We start from the raw sequence: 19,917 nt of genomic DNA, 5'->3' as shown, positions 1-19,917 counted from the left end.
TTTAACATTCAAAAGATATATGCTGAATGTCAAAGCTTTTATATTATTTTCCCGGAAAATCTGCTTTGCGTTTATTTAAAAAGGCTGAAGTTCCTTCTTTAAAATCTTCGGTTCCAAAAGAACTTCCAAATTCGCTAATTTCCACTCCAAAGCCGTTTACGCCATCTTCGTAATTTGCATTAACCGCCCTAATTGCGGCGCTCATAGCTACCAGAGAATTTTTCATAATCTTCTGAGCAATTTTTTCGGTAAATTCTATTAATTCTTCCGGCTCACAAACGTGATTTACCAGATTATATTGAAGCGCTTGGTTAGCATCTATCATACCTGCGGTCATGATCATCTCCATAGCGCGACCTTTTCCAACAAGTTGCGGAAGTCGCTGCGTACCTCCATAACCGGGAATTAGCCCAAGTGAAGTTTCGGGAAGCCCCATTTTAGCATTATCGCTTGCTACTCTAAAATGAGCAGACATCGCCAATTCGAGTCCGCCGCCAAGTGCAAAGCCATTTACCGCTGCAATCACCGGTTTTGGAAAGTTGGCTACAAAATCGAATAGTTTAGCTTGTCCATCGGCTGCAAGCTCCCGACCTTCTTCCGTAGAAAAATTGGAGAATTCACTAATATCAGCACCGGCAACAAAAGCCTTTTCACCTGTTCCGGTTAAGATAATTACTTTTACTTCGCTATCTTCTTTAGCATCAGAGAAAGCCTCGTGCAATTCTTCAATAGTATCGCGGTTTAATGCGTTTAATTTTTTAGGACGATTTATTGAAATTTGTAAAATTCCGTCATTATTTTCGGTTAAAATATTTTCGAATTCCATATTTAAAATTTTTGGTTCGTTACTTATTTTATTTTGGAAAACGCACCTTAAACGTAGTGCCTTTCCCCTGCTTTGAAGTAAAGGTAATACTTCCATTATAGGTTTCCACAATATTCTTTACCATGGCCAGTCCAAGCCCCATTCCACTGCTTTTGGTAGTAAATTTAGGTTCAAAAACCTTCTCTAAATTTTCTTCGGAAATTCCCATTCCGTTGTCAGAAATAATCACACATACTTCTGATTCCTCTTCATGAATGCTTACTATAATACGCGGATTTTCTTGCCCATGCATAGCTTGTATTGCGTTTTTCACCAAATTGGTAATTACTCTAATTAGCTGTGTACGGTCGAATTTTGCCAGAATTTCCTCTTTTTCACTGGAAAACTGAATATAATCTTCATTAAAAATATCCAGAGCGAGTTTCACTATTTTTGGAACATTCAGCATTTCGTTTTGCTGAGCCGGCATTTTTGCGAAATTAGAAAATGCCGATGCAATAGAGCTCATCGTATCTATTTGATTGATGAGTGTTGTAGAATATTCAGCAACCTTTGCTTCAATATCTGGGTCATTAGGATTAAAGTTTCGTTCAAAACTTTGTACACTCAAGCGCATTGGAGTTAACGGATTTTTAATCTCATGGGCGACCTGTTTGGCCATTTCACGCCAGGCTTGTTCTCGCTCTCCTGCGGCCAGTTGTACTGCACTTTCCTCCAACTCGTCAATCATACTATTATATGCTGCAACAAGCGTGTAAATCTCTTCAGAAGCGTTGCTGATATCAATTTTCTGATTTCTCTTATCTAAACGGGTTTCGGTAATTTTATCTGAAATAATCTTAAGCGATTTCGTAATGTATTTAGACAGAAAATAAGACATTATTATAGCCAAAACCAGCATAAATAAATAAACTTCACCCATTCGAATGAGGAAATTGTTCAAGTCGCGATTTAAAACCGAATCATCCTGCAAATAAGGAAGATATAGTATGGCTATTGGTTTAAATTTTCCGTCGGTAATATGGGTATACGACGATTGGTATTTTTGTTCATTAATTTGGGTTTTTTGCAAATAGCGCTTATGTTCAGATTTTTCTATTTTTTGAAGAATCTCCCGATCTATCTGGTTATCTGTAGTATCCCTAAAAAAAGATTGGTCTGATTTTACCATTAAACGCCCATCAAGATTATAAACATTGATTTGCATTTCGTGAACCTGAGCCATTTCGTCTATTTTACCCCTTAGAATATTATCAATATTCTCACTATTAACAAGGTAAGTTGTACTGGCCAGAATAAACCTGATGTTTTCTCTTATCGCCTGCTCTTTTCGCTCCAGGCGTTCGCGGTGATAATTTTCAGCTTCCTGCTTATATTGATAAACCGTAATTCCCACAATTAGAATTGAAGCTCCCAACACCAATAGGATCATGGAGATAAAAATACGAGTACTTAAGGAAAGTTTAGAAAGCTTCATAAGTGATTATTAGCCCAAATTAATCAATTATCACACCAATTAGGCATCGGGTTTTTTAGTTCTAATTCGTTTGTAAATTTTAATTCCCAACATTAACATTCCCGCTAATAGAAAAATTCCCAGAACTCCATAAATCCAGTTTAAAGCATCCCTCACTATTACTAAAAATATCACTGAAAAAAGAATTAATGTAGAACCTTCATTCCATAATCGCATTTGATTGGAGGTCCATTTTACAATATCATTTTGAAGTTCTTTAAAGATGAAATGGGATTTTATATGATAAGCATAAAGCAAAACTACAAATCCCAATTTCACTAACATCCAATCCTGGGAAAGCCATCCCGGGGCCAAATGAAGTAATAGAAAAGCAAACAAACTCGCTAAAATAGCCGAAGGCCAGGTAATTATAAACCAGAGTCTTTTGGTCATTAATTTTAGTTGGGTACCTAAAATACTTTTCTCTGGTTCGGGTTTTTGGGTGGCTTCAATATGGTATATAAATAAACGCGGAATATAAAAAAGCCCCGCAAACCAGGTTATTACAAAAATAAGGTGCAAAGCTTTTATATACTGGTAATATTCTATCACAAATTATGGTTTTTTGGTTGGGTTTTGGTGAGTATTGAAAACACCGAGAACAGTAATTTTAAAATCTTCGACCTTATAAATTATTAAATAAGGAAAAATCTTCAATCCTGCTTCCCTATTATTAGCATCAAATTTTCTAAATGAATAGGGATGCTCAACGATATAAGCTAAAGTACTTCGAAAATCATTTAAAAATCGCATTCCTAATTCAGGTAATTGGTCGTTATACCAATCCATAGCTTCTTGAACATCTAAACGGGCTTTTACGCTTATTTTAAGCTTAAACCCCATATTTTTCGAATATTATTTTATTGAAGGTTTCCAGTGATTCGGTTTCCAGACTTCCTTCTAAATAGGCTTTGTTCCGTCTTTCTATTTCTTCAAGTTGCTCTTTTGAAAGCAGGCTCTTTTGGCCTTCTACTTTATAACTTTCTCCCGGCTCGCTGGCTCCAAGTTTTAGATTTTTGAATAAAATTTCAATTTCACCAAGCAAATCCTCATCATCGCAGGCAATGATTTTTTGAATAATTTCTATTTTTAAAGCATTTTTATCCATGGTATTTCCAGCTTTCTAACAAAGATAAGGATTTATGATTTTTTCTTCAGAAGAATTATCAGGAGGTTTCCGCTTTCAGTTTTAGTCTTATTTCCCTATTTAAAAAATAGCCTGTTAGCAAAGTTGAAAGTAAATCAGCAATTGGGAATGAAATCCAAACGCCAATCTCCCCATAGTAATTTGGTAAAATTAGAATTAACGGAATAAAAAAGAATCCCTGCCTGGAAAGGGTGAGCAATAATGCCGGAACTGCTTTACCAACCGCCTGGAAATATGCCGCACCAATAAGTTGAATTGCCACTATAGGTGTCGCTGCAAAAACCCAACGCATAGCATTAGGAGTTTCAGCAATAATCGTTGGGTTTTGAGTAAAGATTTCAACAATTTCTTCAGCAAAAAACATAATCCCGCCAAAAACCAATAATCCCAATCCGCAGGCATATAACACCGCCGTGTTGATACTCTCCCTAACCCGTTGAAATTTTTCAGCGCCATAATTAAACCCGGCAATTGGTAAAAAGCCTTGTGTAACCCCTAAAACCGGAAATAAGGCAAACATTAGCATTCTTCCAATAATCGCATAAATCGCTACCGCATCTTCCCCGCCAAGATCAAAAAGAATGTTATTCATAAGTAAGTAAATTATGCTTACCACGGCCTGCCTGGAAAGCGTAACAAAGCCCAAAGAACTTATTTCAGACAGTATAGATTTATGAAGCCTAAAATCTGGTATTCTAATTTTTAATTCAGAATTTTTAGAAAGAAAAAACCAGAAAACATAGGCAAAGCAAAAAAGATAAGAAGCGGTACTTGCCCAGGCTGCACCCCACATTCCAAGTCCCATTTGGTTTATAAAAATATAATCCAACAACAAATTTCCTACAGAAGGGATAATCATCGCGATCATGGCAAATTTAGGTTTCCCCTCGGCTCGAATTACCGTGTTGCCCATCATACAAAGCGCGAGAAAAGGCACTCCATATAGCACTATGGTATAATAGATTTTTGCAGGTTCAAAAATATCGCCTTTTCCGCCAAAGGCAGGAATAAGAGAATCTATGAACGTAAGCCCAATAATAACTAAACTAATGGTGAGAATTAGCGTTAAACTAATCTGGTTACCGAAGGTTTTTAAGGCTTTTTTACGGTCATTACCACCTAATGCCCTGCTTATTATAGAAGAACCTCCAATACCAATAGCCATTCCCAAAGCGGCTATAAAAAATGAAACCGGAAGCACTACATTTATCGCTGCGATAGCAGTAGAACCAATCCAGTTCCCCACGAAAATGGTATCGATCAAAATATTCAGCGACATTACCAGAATTCCTATGGAAGCCGGGGCAGCCTGCTGAATTAATAATTTACCTATAGGTTTTTCTCCCAGGTTTTGGGAATTCGCCGAAGCCATTAGGCTTCAACCGGCTTTTGGTGCGCCCATTCGTCTATCCAACGGGAAAGCACTTTTACCCAGTCGTTACGATCGTTTAAGCAGGGAACTACAGTAAATTCTTCACCTCCAACTTCGTGAAAAATTTCTTCGCCTTCCATGGCGATTTCTTCCAAAGTTTCCAGACAATCGGAAACAAAAGCTGGAGTTACAATGGCGAGTTTTTTCATACCCTGTTTTCCAAAACGTTCTATGGTTCTATCGGTATAGGGTTGTAACCATGGATCGAAACCTAATCGGGATTGAAAGGAAACACTGTATGAATTTTCTTTTAACTCAAGATATTCAGCTACAAGTCTAGTGGTTTCATAACATTGGTGACGATAACAAAATTGATGTGCTGCTGATGCCGTTTGGCAACAACTTCCGTCAATTTTACAATGAGATTTAGTTACATCACTTTTTCTAATATGGCGTTCGGGTACACCGTGATAAGAAAACAATAAATGCTGAAAATCTTTTCCTTTTAATTTTTCAGCAATACTTTCGGCTAAAACCCGAATATAATCTGAATGATTATAAAAAGGCGGTACCGTAGTGAATTGCATTTTTGGAAAAAATTCTTTCCGAAGTTCTTCAGCTAAAACAAGAATAGTTTCAGTAGTTGCCATTGCAAATTGAGGATACAATGGAAAAAGCAACACCTCGTCTACCCCTTTATCGTGCAATTCCTGAAGGCCCGCTTTTATACTTGGCTCGCCATAACGCATTGCCAAAGCAATTGGAACCGACGTGTTTTTATCAATTTTATTTTGAAGACGCTCTGATAAAACAATTAGCGGCGACCCCTCATCCCACCAAATTTTCTGATAAGCTTCAGCTGATTTCTTCGGCCTGGTGTTTAAGACAATTCCTCTTACTAAAAGTACTCTGGCCCAATAGGGAACGTCTATTACACGCTCATCCATCAAAAATTCATCAAGGTAATTTTTCACATCTTTGGGATCGGTACTTTTGGGGGATCCCAAATTAACCATCAGTACGCCTTTGCTCATAATTTTTCTTTTTCAATTCAAAAATAAGACTATTTACTTTGGGGGAATTCAATTACTTATTACTGTTTTTTATACAGTCATAGAGCGCCTATTTATCTTTCTCCAGGGCGAATAATATCGATTGCAAAATATGCTCCTGAAACAACGGCTCAATATATGACTGAACGGTGTGTCCCAAACCTGTATAAATTGAAATTCCTCCGTAGCCGGTTTCTCCAAACCATGCAATAGGATGTTCTTCTCCATTAGTGCCACCTTCGTAAGAGTTTTCATCAAGGTAGAGCAAAACCTGCATTTCAGGATTTAGATTTTTATAATTATACCATTCATCTGTTCGTGTCCACAATTCTGGAAGATGAGAAACTGCAGGATGTTGCGGCATATTTAATTTTATATCAGCTTGTTGAACTTCTGGATGCCCATCAAAAAAGCCGCCCACCAACTCTACAAACCAGGGCCAATCTCCTTCGGTATCTGCAGCAGCGTGAATACCGAAAAAATTACCACCATTTTCTATATATTTTTTAAAACCTTCCTGCTCTTCATCATCAAAGACATTACCGGTGGTATTTAAGAATATGATTAAATCATAATTTTGAATATCATCTTCAAGAAAATCGTCTGCATCTTTTGTAGTGGTCACTTCAAAATCGTGATCTTCCCCAAGATCTAAAAGGAAATCGCGTCCGGTGGGAATAGAATTATGCCAAAAACCATCGGTTTTATAGAAAACCAGCACTTCTTTTTTATCTCCTTTTTCTTCGTCTTCCTGCGAAAAACCAGTGGTTAAACTAAATAGGAAGATCACCAATAGAAAAGTTGAATAATTTTTAAGCATATTTAAACATTTGGGGTTAAGGACATAATATATTTCTTTGGCGTGGTACCAAATTTCTTTTTAAAAGCAGCTATAAAATGACTTGCAGTACTGTAACCTACTTTTAGACCAACTTCATTTACATTATAATCACCGCTATCTAACAGCTTTCTCGCATACTCCATCTTATAATCGAATAAAAAACTATACACCGAATCGCCATAGATTTGCTTAAATCCTTCCTTAAGTTTTTTAAGGCTCAATCCTATTTCTTCTGATAATTCCTGGAGCGATGGCGGCTCGGCCATCCTGGAAATAACAATATCCTTGGCTTTTCTAATTTTTATAATATTCTCTTCATCGCTAAGAAAAGGGCATTGTTCTACATTAGGATCTTCAGTCCTGTTAAAATACAAACTAAGCAACTCGTATGCTTTCCCCTTAAAATAAAGGTTTTTAATACTTTGAGTAAGATTAAAATTCATTACCTGATTAAGTACAATGGCCATAGAAGGTGAAACTGGCCCATCTTTATAGTATTTCTTATCCTTGTTATCGGCACTTAAAAAAGTGATATAACCGGCCTCTTGCGAAAAAAGAGAGTGGAATTTTTTAATTGAAATAACCAGCGAAATTAACCAGGAATTCGGTTCTAAAACAAGGTTTAAAGGAAGATCTTGTTGTGGATTATACAATAATAAAGATTTCTCTTCACTAAGCGGAAGTTCATAATTGTTATTGTTGAATAAAAACTTACTACTCCCCTTTAGGTTGAAATGAAACTGAATAAAACTACTATCAATATCCCGAATAATTTTCTGAATATCAGCGGTTTCATTTTGAAACTTTAAAAGATAAAATCCATCCTCAATTTTCAACTCTTCAGTAAATCCTACAGCGTTATTTTTATCTTCTGAAATCATTTTATTTTATTTTAAGTCTATTTAGAACAGTTCTAAACTATTTACTCCAAACCGACTATCACTGCTACAAAAGTAAGGAATTAGCATTTTTTAAAGTTATAAAAAACCTAAAATAACTGAAAGCGATACAAAAAGTACTTTGAGCGTTACTTTTTGATTTAACATTAGCTTAATTTTGCTCCCGAAGACCCTAAATAGGTACATGGAAGATTATCACATCGCAAGCGGAAAACATTTTTATACGATAGGCCTTAGCTACAAAAAGGCTGATGCAGAGATAAGAGGACATTTTAGTTTGGACGAAGAAGCCAAGAATCGCTTACTTCAGCAGGCTAAAGTTGAAGGTATTGATGCTATTCTGGTAACTTCTACCTGTAACCGCACCGAAATATACGGATTTGCACAACACCCTTTTCAGCTTATAAAATTGCTTTGCGAACATACGCACGGTACCGTAGAAGAGTTTGAAAAAGTGGCTTATGTTCACAAAAACAAACAAGCCATTTCTCATATGTTTAGGGTTGGTACTGGTTTAGACAGCCAAATTCTTGGTGATTTTGAAATAATTAGTCAGTTAAAACTTGCCTTTATCCGTTCCAAAAAAATTGGTTTGGTAAATGCGTTCTTAGAGCGATTGGTAAATGCAGTTATTCAAGCAAGTAAGCGTATTAAAAATGAAACCGAAATTTCTACAGGAGCCACTTCGGTGTCTTTTGCTTCGGTTCAATATATTTTGAATAATGTACCTAATGTTTCAGATAAGAATATTTTACTTTTCGGAACAGGAAAAATTGGCAGAAATACTTGTGAAAACCTTATTAAACATACGCAGAACACGCATATTACTTTAATAAACCGTACCAAAGATAAAGCAGAAAGGATCGCGGGTAAATTCAATTTAATCGTAAAAGATTATGCCGATTTACAGGCGGAAATAAGAAATACCGATATTCTAATTGTCGCTACCGGGGCGCAAAACCCTACCATTTCTAAAGAGTTGATTTATTCTAACAAAGATTTATTGGTTTTAGATCTTTCTATACCAAAGAATGTTTCTGAAGATGTAGCGCATTTACTCAATGTAAAATTGGTGCACCTGGATCAGCTTTCAAAAATTACCGATAAAAATTTAGAACGTAGAAAGCAATTTATTCCTGAAGCCGAAGCGATAATTGAAGAAGTGGAAACCGATTTTAATAAATGGCTGGAAACCCGAAAATTTGCTCCCACCATAAAGGCTTTAAAGAAAAAGCTTAGAAGCATGAAAGATGATGAGCTTGATTTTCAGCGTAGAAAAATTTCAGATTTTAATGATGAACAGGCCGAAATTGTTAGCGACCGAATTATTCAGAAAATCATGAAACATTTCGCTAATCATTTAAAAGGAGATTCCGAAACTACTGATGAAAGTCTGGAATTGATCCAGAAAGTATTTCAGCTTGAAGAACAGGCTAAATGAATAAAGTAATTCGCATTGGCACCCGGGACAGTGAACTTGCACTTTGGCAGGCCAAAACCGTACAAAACGGACTCGAAAAATTAGGCCATAAAACCGAATTGGTTCCCGTAAAATCTACCGGAGACCTTATTCTAGACCAGCCGCTGTACGAAATGGGTATCACGGGAATTTTCACAAAAACCCTGGACGTAGCTATGATAAAAGGCGAGATTGATATCGCTGTACATTCTATGAAAGATGTGCCCACGGCACTTCCCAAAGGAATCGTGGAAGCAGCTGTTTTAAAACGAGCCAATACCAAAGATATTCTTATTCATAAAGGTCTCGATTTCCTGGAAAGTGAGGGAACAATCGCAACTGGAAGTTTACGCCGAAAAGCACAATGGCTTAATAAATATCCCATTCATAATGTGGTTGATTTACGTGGTAACGTAAACACCCGAATGAAAAAGTTAGACGATAATAACTGGAACGGCGCAATTTTCGCCGCTGCCGGATTGGAACGTATCGCCTTAAAACCCGACAACTTTATAGATCTAAACTGGATGATCCCCGCCCCGGCACAGGGTGCAATGCTCGTAGTAGCAATGGAAGAAGATGAATTTACCCAAAAAGCTCTCGCGCTTTTAAACCATAAAGAGTCTGAAATCACCGTGCATATCGAAAGAGAATTTTTAAAGGTTTTAGAAGGTGGATGTACCGCGCCAATTGGAGCTTTAGCAAGTATTGATAAAAATCTTGTTTATTTTAAAGGCGCACTTTTTAGTTTGGACGGAAAAGAAAAAATTGGCGTTGAAAAGACGGTTTCCATCAACGAAATCGAAAATCTTGGAAGGCGTTGTGCTGAAGAAATTTTGCAAAATGGCGGCGCAAATTTAATGCAGCAAATAAAGGCTGAAATTAATAACGCAGGCTGATTTTTATATAAATCCTCTTGAATGAAAAGCGTTCTTTCTACCAAAAAAATCAGTAATTCTCAGAGACAATTATTTCTGAATTCAGGATTGAGTTTGATAGAATATGATGCGATTCTTACTGAAACTACCGATTTCAAACTTCCTTCAGAAAAAATTAAAAATGCCATTTTCACCAGCAAAAAAGCAGTAAATGCCGTTTTAGATAAAATTGAAGCCGAAAATTGTTTTTGCGTAGGTCAAAAAACTGCAGAAGTTTTAAGCTACAATGGGTTTCATATCCAGGAAATTGCAGATTACGGCAAAGATTTAGCAGAAACTATTACTAAAAAATACACTGCCGAAACATTCACATTTTTCTGCGGAAATAAAAGAAGGGATGAAATTCCCGAAATATTAGAGTATAAGAATGTTCAGTTTACTGAAATTGAAGTTTATAAAACAGGTTTAAATCCGCAGTCATTTTCACAGGAATTTGACGGGATTTTATTTTTTAGTCCCAGTGCGGTGCAAAGTTTTACTGCTAAAAATGAGCTTAAAAGCGCTATGGCTTTTTGCATAGGAACCACAACGGCTTCAGAAGCCAAAAAACATACAAATAATTTAATCATAGCCACCAAACCTTCTATTGAAAATGTGATCGTGCAGGTGGTGAAATATTTTAAAAAATGATAAAAAACGATCTATTTCTAAAAGCTTTAAAAGGAGAAACGGTAGAACGTCCCCCGGTTTGGATGATGCGCCAGGCTGGCCGCTACCTTCCAGATTTTATGAAGCTTAAAGAAAAATACGACTTTTTCACCCGTTGCAGAACTCCAGAATTAGCTACCGAAATCACCGTAATGCCAATTCACCAGATAGGTACAGATGCCGCTATTCTTTTTAGCGATATTTTAGTGATTCCGCAGGCGATGAATATTGAAGTGGAGATGAAACCCGGTCTTGGGCCATGGTTACCAAATCCCATTCGTACACCTAAAGATGTAGACAATGTAATTGTTCCCAATATCGAGGAAACTTTAGGTTATGTGATGGATGCCATTAAAATGACCAAACAGGAATTGAATAATGAAGTTCCATTAATTGGTTTTGCCGGTTCCCCATGGACTATTTTGTGCTACGCCGTGCAAGGTCAGGGCTCCAAGAATTTTGATAAAGCGAAGAAATTCTGTTTTACAAATCCTGTGGCCGCACACCAATTACTTCAAAAAATTACCGACACCACCATTGGTTACCTTAAAGCAAAGGTTGCAGCAGGTGTAGATGCCGTTCAAATTTTCGATTCCTGGGGCGGTATGTTAAGCCCCGTAGATTACCAGGAATTCTCCTGGAAATACATTCAGCAAATCATAGACGCTTTAAAAGATGAAATTCCTGTAATCGCCTTTGGAAAAGGTTGTTGGTTTGCGCTTCACGAAATGGCAGGTTCGGGAGCTTCAGCTTTGGGAGTTGACTGGACTTTAAGTGCCAGAAACGCCCGTTATCTAAGCGGTGGAAAAATTACCTTGCAGGGTAATTTTGATCCGGCTAGATTATATTCGCCACCGGCTGAGATCAAAAAAATGGTCACCCAAATGATTAACGAATTTGGAAAAGATCAATATATCGTAAACCTGGGCCACGGTATTTTACCAGACATTCCGGTAGAAAATGCCCAGGCATTTGTTGATGCGGTAAAGGAATATAAAGTGCAGTAATGGCTGTATGGGCGCGGATTAAGAATATGAACTTTAAGGAACTCTTTTCGGTTTCTAGGGTTTTTATTACAAAGCCGCGCTATATTTTACCCACTTACAAGGCAACGATCAAGACCATTAAAATTTGTGATCATCTTTACGAAAAAGAGCATCACAATAATGGCACTGAAAACGCTTTTAGACACGCCTTATGGAATTATTTAATTTGTGAGAAGTGTTATCCTATTTCGGGTTCGGTTAAAATAGTTAGAGACTGGAGCGATCACATTACCGGTTTGCACGAGAAGCTTTCTCCCAATCAAAAACTGGCTAAAGCGATGGATTTACATAATAACCGGGTTGGCCAATTTTTATTCAGTGAAAATACACTTTCAGAAGGTGAAATTATTGGACGCTTAGAACAGAAAATGAATAAGGCAATTAAGGTTATAAACGTGCTGGAAATTGAAAAAGCGAAAGATAAACTGGTTTATATTGAAGATTGAAAATGAAAGAGCAATTTTATAAATACATTGAAAATTTACAGGATACCATCTGTAAAAAACTGGAAGCAATAGACGGCACAGCAAAATTTCAGCAAGACCTCTGGGAACGCGAAGAAGGCGGTGGTGGTAGAACCCGGGTTATAGAAAATGGGGCTGTTTTTGAAAAAGGCGGCGTAAATATCTCCGCAGTTCACGGTCCTTTGGCTCCAGCAATGCAGAAATATTTTAAAGTGGGTGATGTAGATTTTTTCGCCTGCGGACTCAGTTTGGTGATACATCCTAAAAACCCAATGGTTCCCACGGTTCACGCGAATTGGAGGTATTTTGAAATGTACGATAAGAATGGAAAAGTTTTAGACCAGTGGTTTGGCGGCGGGCAGGATCTTACGCCTTATTATTTATTTGAGGAAGATGCAAAACATTTTCACCAGATTTCTAAAAATGCCTGCGATAAACATGCTTCAAAATTTTATCCCGAATACAAGAAAAAATGCGATGAATATTTCTGGAATTCCCATAGAAATGAAGCCCGCGGAATTGGCGGATTGTTCTTCGATCATTTAAAAGCTTCCGAAGAAAAAAGTATTGAAGACTGGTATAATTTTGTAACCGAAGTTGGAGATAGCTTTCTGGAAGCTTATGTGCCTATTGTTGAAAACCGTAAAGATTTGGACTATTCTGAAGCTAACCGAAACTGGCAGGAAATAAGGCGAGGACGCTATGTAGAATTCAATTTAGTACACGATAAAGGCACACTTTTCGGTCTAAAAACCAACGGAAGAATTGAGAGTATTTTAATGAGTTTGCCTCCCCATGTACAATGGGTTTACGACCATTACCCCAAACCTGGCAGCGAGGAAGAAAAAATATTAAAAGTTTTGGAAAAGCCGAGGGATTGGGTTTAACTGAAAACTGATTTACTGTGAACCGAAAACTGAAATTATGTACCCACTAAAAAGAAATAGAAGATTACGAACAAGCGAAGCAATGCGTAGCCTGGTACGCGAAACCGCTATCACACCAAACGATTTTATCGCACCGCTTTTTGTGGTGGAAGGAAAAAACAAAAAGGAAGAAATCGCTTCTATGCCTAATTATTTTAGGTTTAGCCTGGACTTGCTGGAGAAAGAAGTTAAAGAGCTTTGGAGTTTAGGCATAAAATCGGTGTTACTTTTTGTAAAAGTTCCAGATAACCTAAAAGACAATGCCGGAACTGAAGCTCTAAACAGCGACGGACTCATGCAGCGCGCTATAAGATCTGTTAAAAATGCAGTTCCGGAAATGCTGGTCATGACCGATGTTGCCCTGGATCCTTATTCAGTTTATGGCCATGATGGCGTTATTGCCGATGGAAAAATTAATAATGACGACACTACCGCTATTTTAGCTGAAATGGGACTTTCCCACGCCAAAGCCGGTGCCGATATTCTCGCTCCCAGTGACATGATGGACGGCCGTATTTTGGAAATGCGCAGCCTATTGGAAGACGAAGGTTTTCACGACACAGGAATTATGAGCTACAGCGCCAAATATGCTTCGGCTTTTTACGGGCCGTTTCGGGATGCACTGGATTCTGCTCCGGTAGATGCCAAAAATATTCCGAAGGATAAAAAAACCTACCAAATGGATCCTGCAAACCGTGAAGAAGCGGTTAAGGAAACCATCATGGATATTGAAGAAGGGGCTGATATTGTAATGGTAAAACCGGGATTATGTTATCTGGATATTGTTCGTGATTTAAGAAATGCAGTAAATATCCCAATTGCGGTTTACCAGGTTAGCGGCGAATATGCAATGATTAAGGCTGCAGCCGAAAAAGGTTGGTTAGATCACGATGCGGTAGTTTTAGAGCAATTAACCGCTATAAAACGAGCCGGCGCATCTATGATTGCCAGCTACTTCGCTAAAGATGCAGTGAAATTAATCTCCTGATTTTATAACTAAAATTTGGCGCTAACCAATTAGGTTTTTATATACATTTATAGGATGAAAAACCAGAAAAATTTCAAAGCTTTATATGCGCTATTTGGCATATTACTTATGTCCTTTTCAGGGCAGGGCTTTGCTTTTTCTGGTTTTCCCGCTCCTAATCTTGATTCCCGGAATTATGATTATCTGCAGGCCGATCAAAATAAACAGGCGGTACTATTTTCTGAAATTACCGCTTCTGAAAATACCACTTCAGAAGAAAGTTTTTCCGATTTTACAGGAAATTCAGCCTCTACTTTTACTTCAAAAAGACTATTGCTGCCTCCAATTGAAAAGAAATCATTTTTCAATTGTTTAGACCAGAGACAGTTAATACTTCAGCATATTTATCCTTTCCATTTTTTCTGGTGAATTTCTCGATTTTAGAAGAACCGAAGGTTTTTCAAAATTCAGGCTTAGCTCTATAAAAAGGGCAGACAAAGAAAATTTCATCTAATTATTATAAAAAATGGATACAGCATCTACGCTAATTGGCCTGGGCCTTTTAGCACTTTTCGTGTTGCCAATATTATTTCTTATCTGGCAACAAAACTCAAAAGAAAAAATTCGACTAAAAAGTCTAAAAGCAATAAGTTCAAATAATAATTTATTAACAGATATGGTAGAAGTTTCGGCTACACTTTTTCTAGGGCTGGACAGTAAATCGAAGAAATTGTTGGTGGTAGAACCCACAAATAATATGCAGCACCAGGTTTTAGACCTGTCGGAAATTAAAAATACCAAAGTTAACACTCTAAAGCTTAACGAGAATAGTAATAGCATTAAACGGATAAGCCTTGACCTTTCAGGAAAATCTGAGCATAAAAAACTCACTGAAATCATTTTTTATGATGAAGATGATAATGAGAACAACGATGCCTCTGAAAGACTAATTGTGGCCAATAAATGGAAACAAATTATCACTGAAAAAATTTCAGCTTAAAACCTAAAAAACTCAATTTAAAGCAGCCCCGCCCATCAATGAGCGGGGCTGTTTTTTATGTTTTATCATTTCTTTACACTTGTTTGCAGGAATTATCTTTAATTTAGTATTCTAAACAACTAAAAACCAATATGGGAATACTCATTTTATACGCTGTTCTTTCTATTTTCTTTTCTTTTATGTGTTCTATTCTGGAAGCAGCTTTATTGAGCGTAACCCCTTCTTATATTAAAATAAAAAATAAGGAAGGAAAAGCCTATGCCAAAACCCTGGCAAACTTTAAACAGGATATAGATAAACCTCTTATAGCTATATTAACAGTAAATACTATTGCCCATACCGTTGGTGCTATTCTGGTTGGAGTTCAAGCCGAAAAAATTTATGGGGATGGTGGTAATGCCGTGGGTATAGTTTCGGCTATAATGACCGTTGCTATTTTGGTTCTTTCTGAAATTATTCCGAAAACTATAGGCGCAACCTACTGGCAAGCTTTAGGAAATTTCACCGCCAAAACCTTAAAAGTAATGATCTTCCCGCTGAAGTATACCGGTATACTTTGGCTTATGATGCTTACCACGAAATTAATTGGAAAATCGGCTCATGTTTCTTCTATGAACCGGGAAGAATTTGCTGCAATTACCGATGCTGCAGAAGAAGAAGGTGTTTTTGATGAAAGTGAAACCACGGTTATTAAAAACCTCCTGGTATTTAAATCGGTTAAAGCTAAAGATGTGATGACGCCATATTCTGTAGCCATTATTGAAAATGAAGACACTACTATTGAAGAATTTCACCAAACCCATAAAAATCTTAAATTTTCCAGAATCCCAGTTTATAAAGATAAAACCAACAATGTAACTGGCTTTATTTTAAAAGACGATGTATTAGAAGGAATGATAGACCATAAGGGCGAACAGCCTTTAAGCGCTTTAAAAAGAGATATTTTTATGAGTGCGGGAGATACGCCAATACCTGAACTTTTTGAGAACTTTGTACAGAAAAGAGGGCACATTTCCATAATTGTAGATGAGTTTGGAAATACGGTTGGTATTGTAACTATGGAAGATATCATAGAAACCCTGCTGGGCCTTGAAATTATGGACGAGAGCGACAGCATTGAAGATATGCAGATGCTTGCCCGCCAAAATTGGGAAAAAAGAGCTAAACGCCTTGGACTTATTCAACGTAAGGATAATGAAGAAAACACCGAATCATCAAACTCAAATATTTCTGAAAACACCCCTGGGAACAGCCAGAATTAGCGGGAGCGAAGAAGGGGTTTCTGCCATTCAGATCTTAGATGAAGAAATTCCCCCTTCAACAGAAATACCAGTTTTCCTTAAGTCTACTGTACAACAATTAGACGACTATTTTAATGGGAAGCTGAAGGATTTCCATTTAAAAGTAAATCCGCAGGGGACCGATTTTCAGCAGAAAGTTTGGAAAGCTTTAAGTGAAATTCCGTTCGGAACAACCTGTTCCTATTTAGAATTATCAAAAAAATTGGGAGACGAGAAAGCAATTCGGGCAGTAGCTTCGGCAAACGGTAAGAATCCGCTTTGGGTGGTAATTCCCTGCCATCGAGTAATTGGGAGCGACGGCTCTTTAACCGGATACGCAGGAGGACTGCATAGAAAGCAATGGCTTTTAAATCACGAAAATAACACTTCACAACTTTCAATGTTCTAAAACTTCAGCTTTATGATTAGATTTTTAAAGATTCTTGGCACTGTAATTCTTGTTTTGTCTATCGCAATTTTTATTCTAATCATTTTTGATTTTGGTTATATTTTCCGTGGCATTCAGGCCACCTATTTTCAAGGTGAAAAAACGGCCTATATAGATGATTATCCTAATTTTGAAAACCGACTTATTAAGGCAGGAACTCAAGCTGATAAATGGCCAGAACATTCTAATTATAATTCGATTAAACCTACAAAAGATCTTACTGAATTAAACGAAGAGCTGGAAACCGCCGCTTTTTTGATCATAACAAGTGATAGTATTTGGTTTGAAGAATATTACCAGGAATATGGGCGAGATTCTAAAACAAACTCTTTTTCTATGGCTAAAAGTATCGTTTCTGCTTTATTAGGCAAGGCCATTCAAGATGGCTATATTAAAAGTTTAGATCAACCCGTTTCCGATTTTTTTCCACAGTTTAAGGAAGAATTAAAAGTAGGCGATTTGGCTTCCATGTCATCTGGCTTAAACTGGAACGAGAACTATTACAATCCGTTTGGGATGACAGCAAGAGCTTATTTTGACGAAAACATTAGAGAGCTGGTTCTTCGGCTCAAAGTCACTCAAGACCCGGGAGAAAGCTTTAAATACCTAAGCGGGAACACTATTCTTATGGGGATGGTAATTGAGAAAGCAACAGGAGAAAATCTTTCGGAATATTTAAGTGAAAGTTTCTGGAAACCAATGGGAATGCAAAGCGATGCACTTTGGCAATTAGACAGCCAGGAAAGCGGGATGGAAAAAGCTTATTGCTGTATTGCTTCCAACGCTCGTGATTTCGCCAGGATTGGAAAGCTCTATAAAAACAAAGGAAAGTGGAACGGCAAACAAATCCTGGATTCAGAATTTGTAGCACGATCTACAGAGCCTCGTTTTGAAGAAAGTCCGCAATATGGCTACGGCTTTTGGCTGAGCGATCATAAAGAAAAAGATATTTTTTATATGCGGGGCATTCGGGGTCAATATGTTATTGTAATTCCTGAAGACGACCTTATTATTGTAAGATTGGGGGAAAACCTTATTAAAAAAGACCAGGACGAGGAACACGCTCCAGATTTCTATAAGTATATTGATGAGACTTATAAAATGCTAGACAATGCTACACTCAATTAAGCTTGAGAATATTCTTTTTCTCGATATAGAAACCGTGCCTGAATTTAAAGATTTCAACGAACTTTCTGAGGACAAAAAACTACTCTGGGAAGAGAAAACTCAATACCAGCGCAAAGAAGATTTCACCGCACAGGAGTTTTATGATAGAGCCGGAATATGGGCCGAATTTGGTAAGATTGTATGTATTTCGGTAGGTTTTTTTAGCTTTAAAAATGGAGAAAGAACTTTTAGACTTACTACTTTTAAGGATGAAGAAAGAACCTTACTCCAGCAGTTTACTGCATTATTAAATGAGCATTTTGCGAAACCTCAGCATTTACTTTGCGCGCACAATGGGAAAGAATTCGATTTTCCATTTATCGCTCGCCGAATGCTAATTCATGAGCTTGCATTGCCTTTAAAACTAAATTTATTCGGAAAAAAACCATGGGAAGTTCCGCATTTGGATACCCTGGAATTATGGAAATTTGGCGATTACAAACATTTCACTTCATTAAAATTGTTAACCAATGTTTTAAAAATACCTTCTCCCAAAGACGATATTTCTGGAAGTGATGTAAGAAATGTTTTTTACAATGAAAATGACCTAAATCGTATTGTAAAATATTGCGAAAAAGACGTGCTCGCCATAGCGCAGGTAATTTTAAAACTTAGGCAGGAAAATCTTTTGGAAATTTCAGAGGTTGTAAGTGTTTAAAAAATATCAGAGAAAAATCCGGGGTTGGAACAGATAAATTTTCTCAAAAAACTCCCGGGATATGAGTCTTATCATACTTCAATTAATTTTAACCTTACCTAAAGAATTAGCTATCATATAATTACTAACTTTAAGTGTATAACCAATAAAACCTATAGTTATGTATTTGTATATTGAAATGTGGAACGTAACACGCCGATGGTTAAAACTTTCTGTGGAAGAACGCCGTAAGGTATTTACCAATATGGAAGAAAGAATTAAAGAAATGAAGGACCGCGGTGTAGAAAATTTGGGTTGGGCTTTAAATGATGAGCACACTCCATATCGTAGCGATTATAGATATATTACGGTTTGGAAAATGCCCTCTAAAGATGAAGTGAAGATGCTTGAAGAAAATTTAGACCGGGTAGGATGGTACAATTATTTCTCTCAGGCTAATTCACGCGGAGAAATGATTCCGCGAGATAAAGCCATAAATTTTCTAGTGAATATTAAAGAAACATCCACTTCCTTTCTGGATGCATAGATAAAAAAGAAAAGCTGCTTGAATATCTGTCAAATCAATATTCAAGCAGCTTTTTTACAATTTCATTTCGGGAATATCACCCTCTACGATCAACTTTCCTTCGGTAGCTTTTTGAATTTCTTCAACACTCACCCCAGGAGCTCTTTCGAGTAATTTAAAGCCATCTTTAGTGACTTCAATAACCGCAAGGTTGGTCACAATTTTTGTAACGCAGGCAACGCCGGTTAAAGGCAGCGAACATTTTTTAAGCAACTTAGAATCTCCCGCTTTGTTGGTATGCATCATCGCAACGATAATATTTTCAGCACTGGCTACAAGATCCATAGCGCCGCCCATACCTTTTACCATTTTCCCCGGAATTTTCCAGTTGGCGATATCACCGTTTTCAGCAACTTCCATAGCTCCTAAAATAGTAAGATCTACGTGTTGACCGCGAATCATTCCAAAACTCATTGCCGAATCAAAGAAACTCGCACCTGGGAGTGCCGTTATGGTTTGTTTTCCTGCATTAATAAGATCGGCGTCTTCTTCTCCCTCAAAAGGAAAAGGCCCCATCCCAAGGATGCCATTTTCACTCTGAAATTCTACTTCTATATCATCGCGCACAAAGTTGGCTACCAGCGTAGGAATTCCAATTCCTAAATTCACATAATAACCGTCCTTTACCTCTTTTGCGATACGTTTTGCTATTCCTTCTTTGTCTAACATAATTCAATTTGAAAATTTGACTATTTGCT

Annotated in this window: 24 protein-coding genes; 14 read left to right on the top strand and 10 right to left on the bottom strand. The window is 37.2% G+C overall.

Features of this window, described 5'->3' with window-relative positions; translation table 11 throughout:
• Positions 1 to 43: 43 nt before the first annotated feature.
• The 9 genes from FG27_RS09840 to FG27_RS09800 all read right to left on the bottom strand — a co-directional run bounded on the left by FG27_RS09840 (position 44) and on the right by FG27_RS09800 (position 7,635).
• Positions 44 to 826, bottom strand: coding sequence for an enoyl-CoA hydratase/isomerase family protein (locus tag FG27_RS09840; RefSeq protein WP_037318531.1), 783 nt, complete (start codon positions 824 to 826; stop codon positions 44 to 46).
• Between the two features lie 28 nt (positions 827 to 854).
• The gene (locus FG27_RS09835) at positions 855 to 2,303 is read right to left on the bottom strand and encodes a PAS domain-containing sensor histidine kinase (RefSeq protein ID WP_037318527.1); all 1,449 of its coding nucleotides are present in this window, start codon (positions 2,301 to 2,303) and stop codon (positions 855 to 857) included.
• A gap of 39 nt (positions 2,304 to 2,342) precedes the next feature.
• A complete protein-coding gene (locus FG27_RS09830) occupies positions 2,343 to 2,891 on the bottom strand; it encodes a CopD family protein (protein ID WP_081912657.1) in 549 nt (182 codons plus the stop codon).
• Between the two features lie 6 nt (positions 2,892 to 2,897).
• Complete coding sequence (locus tag FG27_RS09825) at positions 2,898 to 3,185, bottom strand: type II toxin-antitoxin system RelE/ParE family toxin (protein ID WP_037318524.1); 288 nt, start codon at positions 3,183 to 3,185, stop codon at positions 2,898 to 2,900.
• The gene (locus FG27_RS09820) at positions 3,175 to 3,450 is read right to left on the bottom strand and encodes a hypothetical protein (protein WP_037318522.1); all 276 of its coding nucleotides are present in this window, start codon (positions 3,448 to 3,450) and stop codon (positions 3,175 to 3,177) included. Before FG27_RS09820 ends, FG27_RS09825 begins: the two co-directional genes overlap by 11 nt.
• A 58-nt stretch (positions 3,451 to 3,508) precedes the next feature.
• Positions 3,509 to 4,861 (bottom strand): MATE family efflux transporter, encoded by a 1,353-nt coding sequence (locus tag FG27_RS09815; RefSeq protein ID WP_037318520.1) that lies wholly within the window; start codon positions 4,859 to 4,861, stop codon positions 3,509 to 3,511.
• Entirely contained in the window at positions 4,861 to 5,895 is a 1,035-nt protein-coding gene (hemH, locus tag FG27_RS09810; RefSeq protein ID WP_037318517.1) for a ferrochelatase, read from the bottom strand. Before hemH ends, FG27_RS09815 begins: the two co-directional genes overlap by 1 nt.
• Positions 5,896 to 5,983: 88 nt before the next feature.
• A complete protein-coding gene (locus FG27_RS09805) occupies positions 5,984 to 6,733 on the bottom strand; it encodes a ThuA domain-containing protein (RefSeq protein ID WP_037318516.1) in 750 nt (249 codons plus the stop codon).
• 2 nt (positions 6,734 to 6,735) lie between these two features.
• Positions 6,736 to 7,635, bottom strand: a complete 900-nt coding sequence (locus tag FG27_RS09800; protein WP_037318515.1) for an AraC family transcriptional regulator — start codon at positions 7,633 to 7,635, stop codon at positions 6,736 to 6,738.
• A 202-nt stretch (positions 7,636 to 7,837) separates the two neighbouring features.
• Between FG27_RS09800 and hemA the strand changes: the two genes are divergently transcribed.
• The 14 genes from hemA to FG27_RS09730 all read left to right on the top strand — a co-directional run bounded on the left by hemA (position 7,838) and on the right by FG27_RS09730 (position 19,180).
• Positions 7,838 to 9,094, top strand: a complete 1,257-nt coding sequence (gene hemA, locus FG27_RS09795) for a glutamyl-tRNA reductase (protein WP_037318514.1) — start codon at positions 7,838 to 7,840, stop codon at positions 9,092 to 9,094.
• Positions 9,091 to 10,011, top strand: coding sequence for a hydroxymethylbilane synthase (gene hemC, locus FG27_RS09790; protein ID WP_037318513.1), 921 nt, complete (start codon positions 9,091 to 9,093; stop codon positions 10,009 to 10,011). Before hemA ends, hemC begins: the two co-directional genes overlap by 4 nt.
• 21 nt (positions 10,012 to 10,032) lie before the next feature.
• Positions 10,033 to 10,680: a uroporphyrinogen-III synthase gene (locus FG27_RS09785; protein WP_037318512.1), complete on the top strand. Its 648-nt coding sequence runs from the start codon at positions 10,033 to 10,035 to the stop codon at positions 10,678 to 10,680.
• Complete coding sequence (gene hemE, locus FG27_RS09780) at positions 10,677 to 11,705, top strand: uroporphyrinogen decarboxylase (RefSeq protein ID WP_037318510.1); 1,029 nt, start codon at positions 10,677 to 10,679, stop codon at positions 11,703 to 11,705. Before FG27_RS09785 ends, hemE begins: the two co-directional genes overlap by 4 nt.
• A gap of 26 nt (positions 11,706 to 11,731) precedes the next feature.
• Positions 11,732 to 12,190 carry a hypothetical protein gene (locus tag FG27_RS09775; protein ID WP_231563307.1) on the top strand — a complete coding sequence of 153 codons (459 nt, stop codon included), beginning with the start codon at positions 11,732 to 11,734 and terminating at the stop codon, positions 12,188 to 12,190.
• A 2-nt stretch (positions 12,191 to 12,192) separates the two neighbouring features.
• Positions 12,193 to 13,095 carry an oxygen-dependent coproporphyrinogen oxidase gene (gene hemF, locus FG27_RS09770; RefSeq protein ID WP_037318503.1) on the top strand — a complete coding sequence of 301 codons (903 nt, stop codon included), beginning with the start codon at positions 12,193 to 12,195 and terminating at the stop codon, positions 13,093 to 13,095.
• 37 nt (positions 13,096 to 13,132) lie between these two features.
• Positions 13,133 to 14,122, top strand: coding sequence for a porphobilinogen synthase (gene hemB / locus FG27_RS09765; RefSeq protein ID WP_037318501.1), 990 nt, complete (start codon positions 13,133 to 13,135; stop codon positions 14,120 to 14,122).
• Between the two features lie 54 nt (positions 14,123 to 14,176).
• Positions 14,177 to 14,530, top strand: a complete 354-nt coding sequence (locus FG27_RS09760; RefSeq protein WP_037318498.1) for a hypothetical protein — start codon at positions 14,177 to 14,179, stop codon at positions 14,528 to 14,530.
• Between the two features lie 97 nt (positions 14,531 to 14,627).
• Positions 14,628 to 15,101, top strand: coding sequence for a hypothetical protein (locus FG27_RS09755; RefSeq protein ID WP_037318495.1), 474 nt, complete (start codon positions 14,628 to 14,630; stop codon positions 15,099 to 15,101).
• A gap of 131 nt (positions 15,102 to 15,232) precedes the next feature.
• Positions 15,233 to 16,363 (top strand): CNNM domain-containing protein, encoded by a 1,131-nt coding sequence (locus tag FG27_RS09750; protein ID WP_037318492.1) that lies wholly within the window; start codon positions 15,233 to 15,235, stop codon positions 16,361 to 16,363.
• On the top strand, positions 16,296 to 16,790 hold the full coding sequence (locus tag FG27_RS09745; RefSeq protein WP_037318489.1) for a methylated-DNA--[protein]-cysteine S-methyltransferase: 495 nt from the start codon (positions 16,296 to 16,298) through the stop codon (positions 16,788 to 16,790). The genes FG27_RS09750 and FG27_RS09745 overlap by 68 nt, the downstream gene beginning before the upstream one ends.
• Before the next feature lie 12 nt (positions 16,791 to 16,802).
• Positions 16,803 to 17,957, top strand: a complete 1,155-nt coding sequence (locus tag FG27_RS09740; RefSeq protein WP_037318486.1) for a serine hydrolase — start codon at positions 16,803 to 16,805, stop codon at positions 17,955 to 17,957.
• On the top strand, positions 17,941 to 18,654 hold the full coding sequence (locus FG27_RS09735; RefSeq protein ID WP_037318483.1) for a 3'-5' exonuclease: 714 nt from the start codon (positions 17,941 to 17,943) through the stop codon (positions 18,652 to 18,654). Before FG27_RS09740 ends, FG27_RS09735 begins: the two co-directional genes overlap by 17 nt.
• Positions 18,655 to 18,814: 160 nt before the next feature.
• The gene (locus FG27_RS09730) at positions 18,815 to 19,180 is read left to right on the top strand and encodes a DUF6616 family protein (protein ID WP_037318481.1); all 366 of its coding nucleotides are present in this window, start codon (positions 18,815 to 18,817) and stop codon (positions 19,178 to 19,180) included.
• A gap of 54 nt (positions 19,181 to 19,234) precedes the next feature.
• Here the strand turns inward: FG27_RS09730 and FG27_RS09725 are convergent, their stop codons facing one another.
• Positions 19,235 to 19,888 carry a CoA transferase subunit B gene (locus tag FG27_RS09725; RefSeq protein ID WP_037318478.1) on the bottom strand — a complete coding sequence of 218 codons (654 nt, stop codon included), beginning with the start codon at positions 19,886 to 19,888 and terminating at the stop codon, positions 19,235 to 19,237.
• Between the last annotated feature and the right edge of the window lie 29 nt (positions 19,889 to 19,917).

The sequence above is a fragment of the Salegentibacter sp. Hel_I_6 genome (assembly GCF_000745315.1).
Taxonomy (GTDB): Bacteria; Bacteroidota; Bacteroidia; order Flavobacteriales; family Flavobacteriaceae; genus Salegentibacter.
Note: the sequence above shows the minus strand (reverse complement) of the source record. Positions and strands in the feature narration are given on the sequence as shown.